The 16484-nt window shown below is 72.4% G+C and carries 12 protein-coding genes; 10 read left to right on the forward strand and 2 right to left on the reverse strand.

The window, feature by feature from the left end:
- Positions 1-251 precede the first annotated feature (251 nt).
- The 4 genes from GA0070612_RS24125 to GA0070612_RS24140 all read left to right on the forward strand — a co-directional run bounded on the left by GA0070612_RS24125 (position 252) and on the right by GA0070612_RS24140 (position 4643).
- Complete coding sequence (locus GA0070612_RS24125) at positions 252-1232, forward strand: ATP-binding cassette domain-containing protein (RefSeq protein WP_088989990.1); 981 nt, start codon at positions 252-254, stop codon at positions 1230-1232.
- Entirely contained in the window at positions 1229-2056 is an 828-nt protein-coding gene (locus tag GA0070612_RS24130; protein ID WP_088989991.1) for an ABC transporter permease, read from the forward strand. The genes GA0070612_RS24125 and GA0070612_RS24130 overlap by 4 nt, the downstream gene beginning before the upstream one ends.
- Before the next feature lie 104 nt (positions 2057-2160).
- Complete coding sequence (locus GA0070612_RS24135) at positions 2161-3702, forward strand: hypothetical protein (protein ID WP_088989992.1); 1542 nt, start codon at positions 2161-2163, stop codon at positions 3700-3702.
- 140 nt (positions 3703-3842) lie between these two features.
- Positions 3843-4643, forward strand: a complete 801-nt coding sequence (locus GA0070612_RS24140; RefSeq protein ID WP_088989993.1) for a trypsin-like serine protease — start codon at positions 3843-3845, stop codon at positions 4641-4643.
- Here GA0070612_RS24140 and GA0070612_RS24145 read toward each other — a convergent pair.
- Positions 4624-7833 carry a BTAD domain-containing putative transcriptional regulator gene (locus tag GA0070612_RS24145; protein WP_088989994.1) on the reverse strand — a complete coding sequence of 1070 codons (3210 nt, stop codon included), beginning with the start codon at positions 7831-7833 and terminating at the stop codon, positions 4624-4626. The genes GA0070612_RS24140 and GA0070612_RS24145 overlap by 20 nt on opposite strands.
- 112 nt (positions 7834-7945) lie before the next feature.
- Between GA0070612_RS24145 and GA0070612_RS24150 the strand changes: the two genes are divergently transcribed.
- The 6 genes from GA0070612_RS24150 (at position 7946) to GA0070612_RS24175 (ending at position 14961) form a co-directional block, all read left to right on the forward strand.
- On the forward strand, positions 7946-8779 hold the full coding sequence (locus tag GA0070612_RS24150; RefSeq protein ID WP_088989995.1) for an ABC transporter ATP-binding protein: 834 nt from the start codon (positions 7946-7948) through the stop codon (positions 8777-8779).
- A gap of 33 nt (positions 8780-8812) precedes the next feature.
- Positions 8813-9796, forward strand: coding sequence for an ABC transporter substrate-binding protein (locus GA0070612_RS24155; protein ID WP_088989996.1), 984 nt, complete (start codon positions 8813-8815; stop codon positions 9794-9796).
- A 5-nt stretch (positions 9797-9801) separates the two neighbouring features.
- Positions 9802-11901, forward strand: a complete 2100-nt coding sequence (locus GA0070612_RS24160; protein ID WP_408630580.1) for an iron ABC transporter permease — start codon at positions 9802-9804, stop codon at positions 11899-11901.
- A 22-nt stretch (positions 11902-11923) separates the two neighbouring features.
- Positions 11924-12829 carry a siderophore-interacting protein gene (locus GA0070612_RS24165; protein ID WP_088989998.1) on the forward strand — a complete coding sequence of 302 codons (906 nt, stop codon included), beginning with the start codon at positions 11924-11926 and terminating at the stop codon, positions 12827-12829.
- Positions 12830-12957: 128 nt separating this feature from the next.
- Entirely contained in the window at positions 12958-14430 is a 1473-nt protein-coding gene (locus tag GA0070612_RS24170) for an SDR family NAD(P)-dependent oxidoreductase (RefSeq protein ID WP_088989999.1), read from the forward strand.
- A gap of 54 nt (positions 14431-14484) precedes the next feature.
- Positions 14485-14961, forward strand: a complete 477-nt coding sequence (locus GA0070612_RS24175; protein ID WP_088991729.1) for a heme-degrading domain-containing protein — start codon at positions 14485-14487, stop codon at positions 14959-14961.
- Between the two features lie 45 nt (positions 14962-15006).
- On the opposite strand, the gene GA0070612_RS24180 is transcribed toward GA0070612_RS24175, so the two are convergent.
- Entirely contained in the window at positions 15007-16383 is a 1377-nt protein-coding gene (locus tag GA0070612_RS24180; protein WP_197699231.1) for an FAD-dependent oxidoreductase, read from the reverse strand.
- Positions 16384-16484 lie beyond the last annotated feature (101 nt).

A 16484-nucleotide genomic window follows, 5' to 3' on the forward strand; every position in this document is an offset into this window, starting at 1 on the left:
TCGGGTCCCGTCAGGTGAACGTCCCGCAGGAGTATGACGTGACTCGATGGCGCCGAGGGGGCACCGCCGTGATCCACTCGATATCGGGGAAGTGGGGTTATCCGAGCGGCTCGGACACCCCCAAGTCGGGGAACGCGAGTGGATCACGCTGGATGCCGGCCGCCGGACCGGAGGCGGCGAGTCGGCAACCGTGTCAGCCGGTGTCGGTCGCGTGTCGGGGCGGTGTCAGCGGGCCGGCGCATGCTGTACGCATGACAGCTGACCTGGTGATCGAGGCCGAGGGCCTCGTCAAGACCTTCGGGAAGACGAGGGCGCTGCAGGGCGTGGACCTCGCGGTTCCCCGGGGCACGGTGCTCGGGGTGCTCGGCCCCAACGGCGCCGGCAAGACCACCGCCGTACGCATCCTCTCCACCCTGCTGACCCCGGACGGCGGAACCGCGCGGATCGGTGGTTTCGACGTGGTACGGGACGCCGAGCGCGTGCGGCAGAGCATCGGGCTGACCGGCCAGTACGCCTCGGTCGACGAGGACCTGACCGGACGGCAGAACCTGGAGCTGTTCGGCACCCTGCTGGAGCTGGGGCGTTCCGGCGCCCGGCGACGGGCCGCCGAGCTGCTCGACTGGTTCGACCTGACCGACGCCGCGAACCGGCCGGCAAAGACCTACTCCGGCGGCATGCGGCGACGCCTCGACCTGGCCGCCAGCCTCGTCGGCTCCCCCGACGTGATCTTCCTGGACGAGCCGACGACCGGGCTCGACCCAGCCAAGCGCGAGGACATGTGGGACGTCGTCCGCTCGCTGGTGGGCAACGGCTCGACGGTGCTGCTCACCACGCAGTACCTGGAGGAGGCCGACGCGCTCGCCGACGCGATCACGGTGATCGACCACGGCCGGGTGATCGCGCACGACACACCCGACGGGCTCAAGCGGGTGGTCGGCGGGCAAACCCTGGAGGTCCGGCCGTCCGACCCGGCGCATCTGCCCCGGACGGCGGAGATCCTGAGCCAGGTCGGCTCCGGCGCGCCGGCCGACGAGATCCGCAAGGGCGTCCTCGCGGTGCCGGTCACCGACGACGCGGCCCTGACCGAGAGCGTCGCGCGCCTCGCCACGGCCGGCATCGCGGTCACCGAACTGTCCCTGCACCTGCCGAGCCTCGACGAGGTGTTCTTCACCCTCACCGGGCGTACGGCGTCCGACGACGACACCACCCGCCCCACGGAGGTCGCGGCATGAGCACTCTGACCGACGCACCACCCACCCGGAGCAGGGCGCTGTCGACGATCACCGCGCACCCGCGACCGTTCCGACTGGTCCGGCACTCGTTGGCGCTCGCCAAGCGCAGCCTCATCAAGACCTGGCGTACGCCCGAGGCGCTCATCGACGTCACGTTGCAGCCGGTGCTGTTCCTGGTCATCTTCGTGTACGTCTTCGGCGGCGCGGTCGCCGGATCGACACACGACTACCTGCAGTTCCTGCTGCCCGGCATCCTGGCGCAGACCATCGCGACAGGTGCCATCGCGATCGGCGTCAACCTCAACACCGACATCTCCAAGGGCATCTTCGACAGGTTCCGGTCGTTGCCGATCCCCCGCTCCGCACCACTTGTCGGCGCGGTCCTCGGCGACGTCGTCCGGTACGTGATCGTCACGGTGTCGACCCTCGCGATCGGCTACGTGATGGGTTTCCGGATCGAGACCGACCTGTTCCGGGCCGTCGCCGGGTGTCTGCTCGCGGTGCTGTTCGCGCTCTGCCTGAGCTGGCTGCCGGTGCTCGTGTCGATGAAGGTGCGGACCGCGGGCGCCGTCCAGGGCGTCATGTTCGCGCTGATCATGCCGCTGAGCTTCGCGTCCAACGTGTTCGTCGGGGCCGACACCCTGCCCGGCTGGATGCAGGCGTTCGTGGACGTCAACCCGATGACCCACCTGGTGGCGTCGGTACGCGGCCTGTTCCTCGGCACCCCGCTCGGCTCGCACGTGTGGTGGACCCTCGCCTGGTGCGCCGGTTTCGTGGTGCTGTTCATGCCGCTGGCGCTGCGCGCGTACCGGAAGAAGATCTGACCTGGTCGCGGCGTCGGCACCCGGAGGGGCCGGCGCCGTGACCGAGCCGGACACCACTCCACATCCATTGACCAACGTCGCTGCATGCGACATGCTTTCCCACCATGGCGGAGTCAACGGTACGGTCGGTCGAGGACCACACGCCGCGCAAAGACCGCCAACCGACCGTGGCCCGCCGCCGTCTGCTCACCGGTGGGGCGGTCGTCGCCGCATCGCTCGTGAGCCAGAACCGCGTCGGCAGCTCCGCCCGGGGGGCGACGGCCGGCACCGAGCTGTCCGTCGGGAAGGTCGACATCACCCCGGCGGCAGGCGCGTTCCTGGCCGGTTACGGGGTGGACGTGCCCCGCCGGTCCACCGGGACCGCCGCCGCGCTGTTCGCGCGGTGCACGATCGTCTGGTCCGCGGGCGTGCCCCATGTCATCGTCACCGCCGACGTCCTCGGTTTCGCCCGCGGCCTGCACCGGGTGATCCGCAGCCAGGTGATCAGCCTCGGCGTGACGGCGGAGAACTTCGCCCTCACGGCCACCCACACGCACAACGGCCCCGTGCTCACCGACAAACTCGACCCGTTCATCGCCTACGCGATGACCTCCACCCAGCAGGCAGAGGTGCGCGCCTACAGCGACCAGTTGGCCGCGCGGATCGTGCACCTGGTCCGTGACACCCTCACCGGCCCCCGCACCGCGTGCACCCTCGACTACCAGGTCGCCAGCCAGCACTTCTCCTTCAACCGGGAAGGGCTCCCGTACGTCGAAGCGGACGTGCCGGTCCTGACGGCTCGTACGCCGGGCGGCGAACCCCGCGCCGTCCTGTTCAGCTACGGGTGCCACCCGGTGACAGCCGGCTCGCAGACCATGTTCGACCCGGACTACCCCGGAGACGCGGCCGCCCGGATCGAGCAGGCGACCGGGGCGTTCGCCCAGTTCCTCCTCGGGCCGGCCGGTGACCAGGACCCCGTCGGCGGGCGGGGCTGGGCCCAGCGGGAGCTGCGGGGCACCGCACTCGCGCAGACCGTCACGACCGCGGCGCTGCGGCCGGGTCGGCCGGTCACCGGCCCGACGACGACCCACTACCGGGAGGTGAACCTGCCGCTGGACGTGACGCCGACCGCTGACAATCTCCGGCGGGTGACCGCCTGTTACTCCGCTCGGGCGGCGAACACGGGCCTGCCGGGTTACTACCGGCGGCACGCGCGACAGATGATCGCGCAGATCGAGGCCGGCACGTTCGCGACGTCGATCCCCGTACCCGTGCAGTCCTGGCGGTTCAGCGGGACCCCGGACCTCCACCTGCTGTTGGCCGGCGGCGAGATCGTCTCCGGATACGCCGTCTACTTCCGGGCCCGATACGGCACGTCGAGCCGGCTGCTGTTCGCCGGCTACGCGAACGAGGTACCCGCGTACCTCCCCAGTGACGAACTGCTGCGGCGCGCTTCGACGTACGCCGGCGGGATCGACAGCGACTTCCCGGGCATCGCCGGCGGCTCGATGACGGTCTACGGCTGGTTGGGACACCTCAAAGGAAAACCGACAGCGACATCTCCCGACGGGGCAGAACAGATCCTGATCGGCGCGATCGAGGCGGCGCTGACCGCGGCACCGACGCCACGACTCACGTCCCGGGCCGGCGGCGTCCGTTGGTCGTGAGGCACAGCCGGTCGTCAGGAACTCGCCGCGGCTCTCGTGCACAGGACGGAGGAGGCGCCAACCCGACATCGGTCACCACGTCGTTTCATCCTCTGGAGGTCCACGTGTTACGTCGACTCATCACCTCGTCCCTTGCGGTCATGGCACTGCTCCTGGCCACGACGGCCACACCGGCGGTCGCGGCCGGTTACATGTTCAAGCCGGGGCACCCGATGTTCCTCGAGAAGAAGAACAACCTCAACAAGTACTGCACCGGCGGCTACGCCGTTCGGGGCTCGTCCGGCATGTTCATCGCCACCGCCGGGCACTGTTTCGGCATCGCCGGTCTCCCGCCAGCGGCTCAGCGCATCGTCTACGGCACCGACACCCGCTTCGGATACGCGATCAGGAACGACAACGTCGGCGACTACTGGGGCGACAACAGTTTCGACGGAGCGTTGGTCCAGCTCGACTCGGGCAACGACGCCCAGCAGATCGTCGTCGACCCGTTGACGGGCCGGTCGCCGGGCAACGGGCGGGTGACCGGCTACTACCGCAACAGCGCCCTCTCCCAGGGCTTCGTCATCGGCAAGATGGGTCGGACCACCGGGTGGACCGAAGGCGTCGTGACGAGCTGGCAGGTGATCACCTACGACGACGGCATGCGCGACTATCTCCTGTGCTCCACCGTGCCGGCGGCCGGTGGTGACAGCGGTGGGCCGGTCTGGCGGTGGGACGCCAACGGGGTCATGGCGATCGGGATCGTGGTCTCCGGGGGGAACGGGGGGATGTGTTTCAACCCCATCGAGAACGTCCTCTCCCGGTTCGGGGCCTGGCTGCCGGTGTTCGCCGCGAGCAGCGCCACGACCACGACGTCAGCCGCCCAGCCTCGGGTCGTGACCGAACGCGTCGGGCCAGCGGTCCCGGTCAACCTCACGCCGGTCAGGGGTGAGCGACTCTAGGGCGTTCACCCCTGAGCAGCAGGTCGTCCATCAGCTCGCGGATCCGGGCGGCGGCTGCGGCGACCGGTCGCCCGCGCCACGCGACCAGCAACGACTCGCGCCGCTCCTCGTCAGCGAGGGCGGCGTCGAGTCGTTCGGCCCGCCCGGGTGGGAAGAACATCCCGACGTGGGTGCCGACCCGGGTGGCGAGCATGAACAGTTCCCGCGCGGTCTCGTCGTCACCACGGTACGCCGCGAGCTCGGCGCCGCCCTGCGCCCACGCGCCGATGATGGGTAGGTCCTTCGAGGCGAGCGCGTCGTCCCGGGCGAGGGTCAACAGGGCGACCGCGTGCGCGTCGGGGTTCTCCCCCGGCACCGGTCGCTCCTGCGCCACCCGCAGGTCCAGGACCGCCACGGCGACGCGCAGCATGGCCTGCGGTTGTGACTGCGGGCTCGTCCAGCCGGCCAGGATCCGGGTGACCCGGGCACCGCACGCACGGGCCTCGTCGTACTGCTGACGCTGCCAGGCCAGGTGGGCAAGCCCGAGGCAGGCGACCGCGGCGTCCACCGCCTCGCCGTCGCCCGGGGCGGCCGTCTCCACCAGTCGTCGTTCGGCCTCCCCGTCACCGGTCAGGGCGAGCTGCACGTCCAGCCGTACCCGGATCGACCGGGCGTCCTGGGTGGCACCGATCATCTCCATGTGGCGGACGCTGCGCGCCAGCCACCCGGCCGACCCGGTGTCCGCGCTGGGATCGAGGAACTGCCCGACGGCACCCGCCGCCATCGCCATGCCCCAGTGGTCACCGGCGACCGCGAAGCGGTGGTATGCCTGCTCGGCATCGGCGACCGACGCCTCGGGCATGCCGCCGTTCTCCCGGACCGCGGCCCGGGCGAACAAACCGAGTGCCTGCACGTACAGGTCGGGATGCGTGACCATCTCGTCGGCCGCCTTCAGGCTGCGGTCCGGGTCGGCCGTGTCGAACTGGGGCAGCGCGGACGCGAGGATCGTCAACCGGGACGACACCTCGTCGGGTCGCTCGGCGAGGAGCGTCCGCAGCGCCCGCCGGGCGAGCACCGCGAGCCGCAGTTCACCGCTGATGCCCGAGTTCACCCCGGTCAGCAGGCACAACCAGGCGAGCCGGTCGGCGTCGGGTAGCGGTCGGCCGGCACCACGACCGTGCAGGATCGCCGAGTGGCGTCGTCGGACCGGGTCGTCGACACCCATCATTCCGCGCGCCCACCCGAGGACCTCCAGGTGCAGGCCGCGCACCGTCCAGAGGTGGAGCAGCGCCGTCGCGACGTCGACGGTGGCCGGCTCGTCGTCCGCGGCGAGCGCCCAGCGCAGGGCCGCGAGCAGGTTGTCCTGCTCGGCGGCGCAGCTGTGCAGCGCCTCCACCTGGTCGGGGCCGACGAACCGGCCGGCGAGCGCGACGGCTCGCTCCCGGGCCCACGCGACCAGCCCGGTCATGGCCGCCCCTCGGGCACCGACCGCGTCGAGCCGGGCTTCGCCGTACTCACGGACTGTTTCGAGCATCCGGTAGCGCGGCGGGCCGTCCCCCTCGACCAGGGTCAACAGGGACTGTTCGACGAGTGCCGCCAGGCCGCGACGGACCTCCGGGGTCTGCGCGACGGCGGCGGCGAGGTCCGCGGTGAAGGGCGCGGGGATGACCGCGATCCGTTGCAGCAGGTCGCGGTCGTCTCCAGCGAGCAGCTCCCTGCTCCAGTCGACGAGCGCCCACAGGCTCGCGTGCCGCTCCGGCAGGCCGCGCAGGGCGTCGTCGAGCAGCGCGAACCGGTCGGTCAGCCCGGCGAGCACGTCGTCGATCGGCATGTGCCGTAGTCGCGCCGCGGCCAACTCGAGGGCCAGGGGCAGGTTGTCGAGCCGGTGGCAGAGGGCCAGCGCCCGCGCGGTGTCCCAGGTGGGCACCGCGCCGCCGGCCCGGGCCCGGGATTCGAGGACGGCGAGCGCGTCGGCGTCGGGCAGCGCGGTCAGCCGGTGCACCAGTTCGCCGGCCAGGCCCAGCGGGGCCCGGCTGGTGGCGAGCACCGCGGCCTCCGGGGACGCCACCGCGACCAGGTCCGCCACGACGGTGGCCACCGCGTCGAGGACGTGCTCGCAGTTGTCGAGCACGACCAGCCCGTCGAGGTCGGGTGCGACGGCGCGAAGGCGTTCCTCCGGGCTGAGCACCCGCCGTTCCAGGCCGAGATTGCCACCGGTGGACGAGGTGTCCGCGCCCCCGAGGGCGGCGAGCACTGTGGGCAGCACCTCGTCGGGCGAGCGCAGGCCGGCCAGTTCGATCACGCGTACCGACTGCCCGGCCGCGGCCGTGCGCCGCGCCACCTCGGCGGCGAGGCGGGTCTTGCCCGCGCCGCCGGATGCCACGATCGTCACCACCGCCGCGTCGGCGAGTGCCTCCGCCACGGCCTCGACGTCCCGTTCCCGGCCGACGATGGCGGTCATCGGCCGACGCCAGGCGGTCGGCAGGGCGATCCGCGCCGGTTGCCGGGGGGTCTCCGCGACGGCCGGGGTGGTCAGCTCACCGCGCAACAGCGCGAGGTGGACCTGTGTGATCACCGGCGACGGATCGGTGCCGTACCGGTCGGCCAGCTCGACCCGGAGTCGTTCGACCACCTCCAGCGCCTCCGCCTCCCGCCCCTGGGCGGCGAGGATCCGGACGAGCAGGGCGGCCGAGGGCTCGTCCGGCGGCGTACGCGCGGCGAGCCGGCTCAGGTCGGCCTCGTCGAACGGGCCCACACCGGCGAGGGCCGCCTGCGCGCGAAGCGCGGCGACATCGGCGAACAGGCGGGTGTCCTCGGCGCTGACCAGCTCCGGCACCTCGGGGAAGAGGGCGCGTGCCTCGTCGGCGAGGCTGCGGGCGGCCGGCAGATCGCCGCTGTCGAAGGCGGTCCGCGCCCGGTCGACCAGCGTCCGCGCCTCGACCGCGTCGACGGTCACCTCCTCGGCGGGCAGCCGGTATCCGCCGGGCACCGCGACCACGGACAGTCCGAGGCGGCGCACCCGGGACACGAGTGCCTGCACGGCGCCCGTCGCGTCGTCGGGTGGGGCGCCGTCCCAGACGGCGTCCACGAGCAGGCTTGTGGAGACCGCCCGTCCCCGCGCGTCGACGAGCGCGCGAACCACCGCCGCGAGCCGGTCACCTCGAACGGGTTGGCCGTCGACAGCGAACGGACCGAGGGTGGTGATCTGCACGGACCCAGCATCCCCCACGTACGCGAGCCCGCGACGACCGCCGGTCCATCCCGCTGACCTGACCCGATGGGCGACTTGACACGCCAGCGATTCGTTAGGTTAGCCTAACCTCATGCAGAACGAGTTGGCGTCGGCCAACGGGGGGCGCAGCCTGTCCGGCGTCGACCTCCGTCTGGGTTACCACGGTGTGCCGGTGGTGCACGGCGCCATGATCGACCTTCGCGCGGGCGCCGTGACGGCCCTCGTCGGACCCAACGGCAGCGGCAAGTCCACCCTGCTGCGGGCCCTGGCCCGCCTGCACCCGATCGACTCCGGTCTGGTCCACCTCGCCGACGGCGTCGCCGCCGCGAGCCTGCCGTCGCGGGAGTTCGCCCGTCGGGTCACCCTGCTCGCGCAGAGCCGTCCGGTGCCCAGCGGTGTCACCGTCCACGACGTCGTGGGCTACGGCCGGCACCCCTACCGGGGACGCTGGCGCACCGAGGATCCGGACGGTCCCGCCGCCATCGCCCGCGCCATGGACGTCACCGGCGTCGCCGCGATGGCCGAGCGGCCGGTCGACGAACTCTCCGGCGGCGAGTTGCAGCGGGTGTGGCTGGCCACCTGCCTGGCCCAGGACACTCCGGTGCTGCTGCTCGACGAACCCACCACCTTCCTCGACCTGCGCTACCAGGTGGAGATCCTGGACCTGGTCCGTGACCTCGCCGACGACCACGGCGTCGCCGTCGGCGTCGTCCTGCACGACCTCAACCAGGCCGCCGCCGTGGCGGACGAGGTGGTCCTGCTGCACCAGGGCAGGGTCCGCGCCACCGGCACCCCGGCCACCGTGTTCACCGAGGAAGCCCTCACCGAGACCTACGGCATCCGCATCGAGGTGACCACCGATCCGATCAGCGGACTGGTCACCACCCGCCCCGTCGGGCGGCACGCGGTCCGCGCCCTGGTCTGAAACACCCCTCATCCCCAGTAGAGAAAGACCGTCATGACCCGTACCCGTTTCACCGCCCTCATCGCCGTCGTGGCCGCCCTGACACTCGGCGCCTGCGGCACCACCGAGAAGGCCGCCACTCCCGAGACGTCCGCCTCGGCGGCCGGCGGGCCGGTCACCCTCACCGACAGCCGCGGCAAGGAGATCACCCTCAAGGCCCCGGCGACCAAGGTCGTCGGACTCGAGTGGGGTGAGGTCGAGATGCTGGTCAGCCTCGGCGTCATGCCGGTCGGCGTGGCCGACCCGAAGGGCTACGGCACCTGGGTCACCTCCGCGAAGCTCGACCCGAGCGTCAAGGACGTCGGCGCTCGCGGCGAACCCAGCATCGACTCGATCGTCGCCCTCCAACCCGACCTCGTCGTGATGGAGGACGACCGGGGCGGCGCCATCGTCAGTCAGCTGGAGAAGTTCGTCCCCGTCGTGGTCGCCAAGGCCAGCGACGCCACCGACAACCTCGGCCGGATGCGCGCGGACCTCAACATGATCGCGAAGGCCGTCGGCAAGACCGCGCAGGCGGAGAAGCTGCTCGCCGACTTCGACACGGCCATCGCCGACGGCAAGAAGAAGATCGCCGACGCGGGCGCCGCCGGCCGGCCGTTCGCCATCGCCGACGGTTGGAAGGAGGGCAGCACCGTCAGCATCCGGATGTTCGGCAAGGGTGCGCTCGTCTCCCAGATCGGCATCCAGCTCGGCCTCACCAACGCCTGGACCGGCAAGACCGATGAGGTGTGGGGCCTCGGCCAGACCGACGTCGAGGGCATGACCGTGCTCAAGGACCCGAACGTGCACCTCTTCTACAACGCCTCCGACGGCGACGACGTGTTCGCCGACGGGCTCGCCGGCAACGCCATCTGGAAGTCGCTGCCCTTCGTGCAGAAGGGCAACCTGCACAGGATGCCCAACGGCATCTGGACCTTCGGTGGGCCGCTCTCCGGCAAGCAGTACATCGACGAACTCGTCAAGACGTACGCGGTGTGAGCGTGCTGAACGCACCCCCACGCCCGGAGTCGGCCACCCGGCCGGCTCCGGGCGGGCGCCTGGCCGTGCCCCGCGTCGCCGGGGTCTTCGTCGCCGCGATCCTGCTGCTGCTCGTGGTCGGGGCGGTGCACCTCACCCAGGGCACCTCGACCGTCGGGGCCCTCGACCTGCTCCGGCTCGTGACCGGCGGCGACGACGAGGCGGCCCGCGTCCTGATCGCCTCCCGGCTGCCCCGGCTGCTCGCCGGGCTGGCCATCGGTGTGGCCCTCGGGTTCGCCGGCGCGGCGTTGCAGTCGATCGCCCGCAACCCGCTCGCCTCCCCCGACACCCTCGCGGTCAACGCCGGCGCCCACCTGGCGATCGTCACCGTCGCCGCGTTCGGCATCTCGTTACCGGCGCTGCCCGCCGGCGGCCTCGCCTTCGGTGGAGGGTTGGCCGCCGCCGGCCTGGTGATGGCGATGTCCGCCGGCGGGCAGGCCGGCACCACCCGGCTGATCCTCGCCGGCTCGGCGACGGCGCTCGCGCTCGGGTCGGTGACCACCCTGTTGCTGCTCCTCTTCGAGCAGGCCACCATCGGTCTGTTCGCCTGGGGCAACGGCTCGCTGGTGCAGAGCGACCTGACCGCGCTGACCCAGCTCGCCCCGGTGATCCTGGGCGCAGCCCTCGTGCTCGTGCTGCTCGGACACCGCCTCGACATCCTCGCCCTGGGCGACGACACCGCCACCGTGCTCGGCCTCGACGTACGGCGTACCCGGCTCATCGTCATGGTGCTGGCCGTGCTGCTCTCCGCCGCCGCGGTCACCCTCACCGGCCCGGTCGGCTTCGTCGGCCTGTGCGCCCCGGTCATCGTGCGGCTGCTCGGCCCCGTGGTGCCGGGGGTGCACCGGCACCGCGTCCTGCTGCCGTTGTCCGGCATCGCCGGGGTCATCATCGTGCTCGGCTCCGACGTGCTGCTCCGGGCCGCGATGGGCGGGCAGGCCGGTGTGGACATCCCGACCGGCGTGGTCACCACCCTGTTCGGCGCGGCGATCCTCATCTGGCTGGCCCGCCGGCACCGCGACGCGGGCCCCACCCGCCGCCCGCCCGGCGGGCACGCGGCCGTCCGCTCCGCCGCCTTCCACCGTGGCGTCGTCGCCGTCACCGCCGTCGTGACCATCTGCGCCGTGGCGGTCGGCATGCTCCTCGGCGACACGTGGGTGCTGCTCGGGGATGTCGTCAACTGGATCAACGGCAGCACCGGGCCCGCGTACACCTTCGTGCTGGACCAGCGGTGGCCGCGCGTCGCCGCGGCGGTCCTGGCCGGCGCGGCGCTCGCGGTCGCCGGCACCACAGTGCAGGCGGTCTGCCGCAACCCGCTGGCCGAACCCGGCATCCTCGGCATCACCGCCGGTGCCGGGCTCGGGGCGGTCACCCTGCTCACCTTCGTGCCGTTGGCCGGCGTGTGGGCCGTCTCCGGCGTCGCCGGGCTCGGCGCGATGGCGGCGTTCGCCCTGGTGTACGGCCTGGCCTGGCGCGGTGGGCTGAGTTCCGACCGGCTGGTGCTGATCGGCTTCGGCGCCTGGCAGGGCGGCATGGCAGTGATCACCTTCCTGGTCGTCGCCTTCGACCCGTGGAACACCGGGAAGGCGTTGACCTGGCTCTCCGGCTCCACCTACGGGCGGACGCCGACCCAGGTGCTGCCGGTGCTGATCGCCCTGCTCGTGCTCACCCCGGCAGTGGTCGCCGCCCGTCGGGAGCTCGACCTGATGGCGTTGGACGACGACACGCCCCGGGTGCTGGGCGTCCGCCTGGAACGCACCCGGTTGGTGGCGCTCGGCGCGGCGGCGCTGCTCACGTCCACCGCGGTCTCGGCCGTCGGGGTCATCGGCTTCGTCGGCCTGGTCGCCCCGCACGCCGCGCGGGCCCTGGTGGGCGGGCGGCACTCCCGGGTGCTTCCGGTGGCCGCCCTGCTCGGCGCGGCGCTGGTCAGCATCGCCGACACCCTCGGCCGGACGATCATCGCCCCGGCCCAGGTCCCCGCCGGCCTGGTCACCGCCATGATCGGCACCCCGTACTTCGTCTGGTTGCTGTGGCGCTCCCGCGCCGTGACGAACAACCCCCGCTAGCCGTCGAGCCGAGAGAGGCACCATGACCAAGACCCTGCCCATCGCCCCCTGGCGCGTGTTCACCGTCACCGTCGCGGCGCTACGCCGACTCAGCCCGTCCTTCGTCCGGGTGACCTTCACCGGCGTCGACCTCGACCGCTTCGCGGACAACGGGTACGACCAGCGGATCAAGCTGGTGCTGCCGGTGCCCGGTCACCACGGGGTGAACCTCGCCGGTGGCGCGGACTGGTACGCGGCCTGGCGGGCTCTGCCGGAGCACCTGCGCAACCCGATCCGCACCTACACCGTGCGGGCGGTCCGGCCCCACCTGGCCGAGGTCGACGTCGACCTGGTGCTGCACGGCGACGGTGGTCCGGCGACGCGCTGGGCGCGACGGGCGAGCGTCGGCGACGAGATCGCCCTCGTCGGTCCGGACGCGGGCTACGACGGCAACCACGGCGGCATCGAGTTCCGGCCGTCGACCGGGAGCTGCCTGCTGCTGGCCGGGGACGAGACCGCCGTGCCGGCGATCGCCGGCATCTGCGAGCGGCTCCCCCTCGACACCCGGGGCACGGTCCTGCTGGAGGTGCCCGACGCCGACGACGTGTTGCCGCTGGTCACGCCCCCGGGCATCGAGGTCCGCTGGCTTCCTCGGGGCCTCGACGCACACGGCAGCCGGCTGGTGCCGGCGGTCGCCGCCGCAGCGGAGGAACTGCTGCTCCCCGGCCCGTCCGGGACCGGGCAACCCGTCGCCGACCTGGACGTGGACACCGAGATCCTGTGGGAGGTCCCCGAGGAGGTGGCCGCGGCACCCCTGTACGCGTGGTTGGCCGGGGAGGCCGGCGTGATCCGCACCCTGCGGCGGCACCTGGTCTCCGAGCGGGGGCTGGACCGACGGGCGGTGGCCTTCATGGGTTACTGGCGTCTCGGGCACGCCGACCCCGCCTGACCGCCGCGAGCCGCAGACCGGGGCGGGCCGTGAGGTGCGTCGGCGGGGGCGCGGTGCGTACAGTTTCGGGTCGGACTTGGGGCGAGCCGGGGTGACCCGGCACGGGATACGGGACGAGACGACGACGCATGACGGTGGACAACATTACCGAAAACGGTCAGAAGGGCATCGACCGCGACCGCGGTCCCCAGGGCATTGACCGAGAACGGCTGGAGACCTGCCTCAGCGTCTTCGAGGCGTTGGAGGCGCTGCCGTCGGACCACCCGGACGTGGTGCGGGTACAGCGGGCCACCGCCCGTCTCTACAAGGTGGTCAAGCAGCGGCGACGGGAGGAGCGGCGGGACGCCATCCTCGCCGCCGACCGGGCGGTGACGGAGGCCACCGCCACCGGCGCACCGGGACGGATCGACGACGAGACCCAGGGCATCCCGCTCGCGTCGTCGGTCGCGGGCGAGACGGCGGGCTTCCTGCACAACCCGCGCGGGTGCTACGTCTGCAAGCAGCGCTACCACCAGGTGGACGCCTTCTACCACCAGCTCTGCCCGTCCTGCGCGGCGCTCAACCGGCAGCGCCGCGACGCCCGTACCGACCTGACCGGTCGGCGGGCGCTGCTCACCGGCGGCCGAGCCAAGATCGGCATGTACATCGCGTTGCGGCTGCTGCGCGACGGCGCGCACACGACGGTGACCACGAGGTTCCCGCACGACGCGGTACGCCGGTTCGCCGCGATGCCGGACAGCGCCGACTGGCTGCACCGCCTGCGCATCGTCGGGATCGACCTGCGTGACCCGGCCCAGGTGATCGCCCTCGCCGACTCGGTGAGCAGTCAGGGCCCCCTGGACATCCTGATCAACAACGCGGCACAGACCGTCCGCCGCTCCCCCGGGGCGTACGCGCAGCTGGTCGCCGCGGAGGCCGCGGCCCTGCCCGACGGCCCGCTGCCGGAGTTGATCACCTTAGCCAAGCCGGCTGGACCGGACGCCCCGGCGGGCGCCCTCACCACCGGGCTCACCCCGCACGCGCTCACCGCGTTGGCGCTCACCAGCGGGTCCGCCTCGCCGGAGCGGATCGCGGCGTCCACGGCCATCGACGCCGGAGGTCTCGTACCGGATCTCGACCCGGTCAACAGCTGGGTCCAGCGGGTGCAGGAGGTCGACCCGGTCGAGCTGCTCGAAGTGCAGCTGTGCAACGTCACCGCGCCGTTCGTGCTGGTCAGCAGGCTGCGCCCGGCGATGGCCGCCGCGCCGGCCCGCCGCAAGTACGTGGTGAACGTGTCGGCGATGGAGGGGCAGTTCGGCCGTGGCTACAAGGGGCCGGGGCACCCGCACACCAACATGGCCAAGGCCGCGCTGAACATGCTGACCCGCACCAGCGCCGAGGAGATGCTGACCGACGGCATCCTGATGACCAGCGTCGACACCGGCTGGATCACCGACGAACGGCCGCACCCGACGAAGATGCGCCTGGCCGACGAGGGCTTCCACGCCCCGCTGGACCTGGTCGACGGCGCCGCCCGGGTGTACGACCCGATCGTCCGCGGCGAGCAGGGCGAGGACCTGTACGGCTGTTTCCTGAAGGACTACGCGCCCTGCGCCTGGTGACCGCCCCCAACAGAACGACGACGGGTGATCGCCCGCGACGACGAGGAGAAGAACATGTCAGACGACCGTGACGCGTGGCCGACGCTGGACGAGCTGCTGCGCGAGGAGGGCGAGCTGGAGCTCGCGGGCCTGTCCGAGACGGACGCGTACGACCTGGGGACGCTCGCCGTCGCCGCCGCGCGGGAGCAGCGACTGCCGGTGTCGATCGGGGTGTGGCGGGCGGAGCGCCAGCTCTTCCACTGTGGTCTGCCGGGCTCGACCGCCGACAACGACGCGTGGCTGCGCCGCAAGGGGCGCGTGGTGACGCGCTTCGAGCACTCGTCGCTGTACATGGCCCGGTTGTGCCACGACAAGCAGGTGACACTGGCCGAGCGGTACGGTCTGCCGGCCGAACGGTACGCGGCGGCCGGGGGCGCGGTGCCGCTCCGCGTCCGGGGCACCGGTGTGGTGGGCTGGGTCGGTGTCTCCGGGCTGCCGCAGCTCGACGACCACCGTTTCGTCGTCGACATCCTCCGCAAGCTTCCCCGCTGACGTTATGGACCCGGCGGCCGTCACCCGAGGCCGCCGGGTCGGTCGTCAACGCGCCCGTCGGTTGGCGCGCAGGGCACCGAGGAGCACGCCGGGCCGGGTCAGCGAGCGCGGGTGCTCACGCATGGAGACGACCTCGTTGAACCGGCGTGCTGTCGCCACGTCCGTGACGGTCGCCTCGATGATCTGCCGGCTCGCCCAACTGGAGATCCGGTGACCGCGCGGGTAGGGACCGTCGACGTGGGGCAACGCCAGATCGGCGGAGGTCGAGATCGACCAGGCGGCGTCGACGACCACCCGCTGCAACGCGAGGAAGTGACGCGCGGGTGCCCGCAGATCCGGCCCGGACCGCAGGTACACCGACAGGCAGGCCGCGTACAGGGCCGCCGACGTCATCCCCTGCCCGTACACCGGGTTGAACGACGCGACGGCGTCGCCGACGCTGACCAGGCCGGCCGGGAACCTCTTCAGCGCGTGGAAGTCCCGTCGGCGGCTGTCGGCGTGGTGGTAGGTCTGGACGTCGCCCAGCATCTCCTGATCGGCGACCTCGCCGAACTCCGGCGGGAACTGCTCCCGCAGGCGGCGGACGAAGTCCTCCGGCGTGCGCCCCGGTCGGTCGTCGCCGTAACCGGCCATCATGGCCATCCACCGACCGTCCTCGATGGCGAAGAACGCGGCACCGGCCACGTCCACTCCCCTCTTCGGGGTGTGCAGCGCCATCACCACGGTCGTGGCCGGGGTGACCTCCGGGCGGCGGAACAGGGCTGTCGCGTAGTTCAGGTGCACTGTCATCCGCCGGGTCACCGGCCGCTCCCAGCCGGCCTGCTCCAACCAGTCCGAGAGTCTGCTCGACCGACCCATGGCGTCCACCACGAAGTCGCCGGTCTCCACGCCGGTCACCCCGGCGCCCTCGCAGCGGACCCCGGTGACCGCGTCGCCGTCGAACACCAGACCTGTCGCGCGGGCGGTGACCGTCTTGACGTTGGGGAGCCGGAGCACCTGTTGGCGGATCAGCCCCTCCAGGAGCGGACGGCTGCCGGCCAGGCTGTCGGCGTCGTCGGGGACGACGACCTTCGGACGGCCGTCGAGGTAGTTGAGCCGCGCCTCGGGCGGCGCCTCGACCGCTCCCTGCGCCAGCGCCGCGTCGCGGAAGCCGGGAAACAGGCGCTCCAGCTGGAGAAAGCCGCCGGGCAGCAGCGCGTGCAGCTGTGTCCCCTGGGGTACGCCGGGCCGCGCGCCGGCCACCTGCGGGTCGTCCCGGTCGATGATGACGACGCTGTCGGCGTGATCGGACAGCACCCGGGCGGCCAGCAGGCCGGCGACGCTGCCGCCGACCACCACGGCCCTGCCGATCGTCGGTGAGGTCTGCTCAGGGGGGCGGACCGCGTTCAGCTCCGCGAAGACCCGGGATGGGGAGAGGGACATCGTGCTCTCCAAGGGATACGAGGTGTGGTGTGCCCTCCGTGCCGGCGGCGTTCGGTGGGCGGGCGGACCGGTGGACGGTCGTCCGGCGTGACGCCCGCCGA

Origin of the sequence: Micromonospora chokoriensis (assembly GCF_900091505.1) — a bacterium.
Taxonomy (GTDB): Bacteria; Actinomycetota; Actinomycetes; order Mycobacteriales; family Micromonosporaceae; genus Micromonospora; species Micromonospora chokoriensis.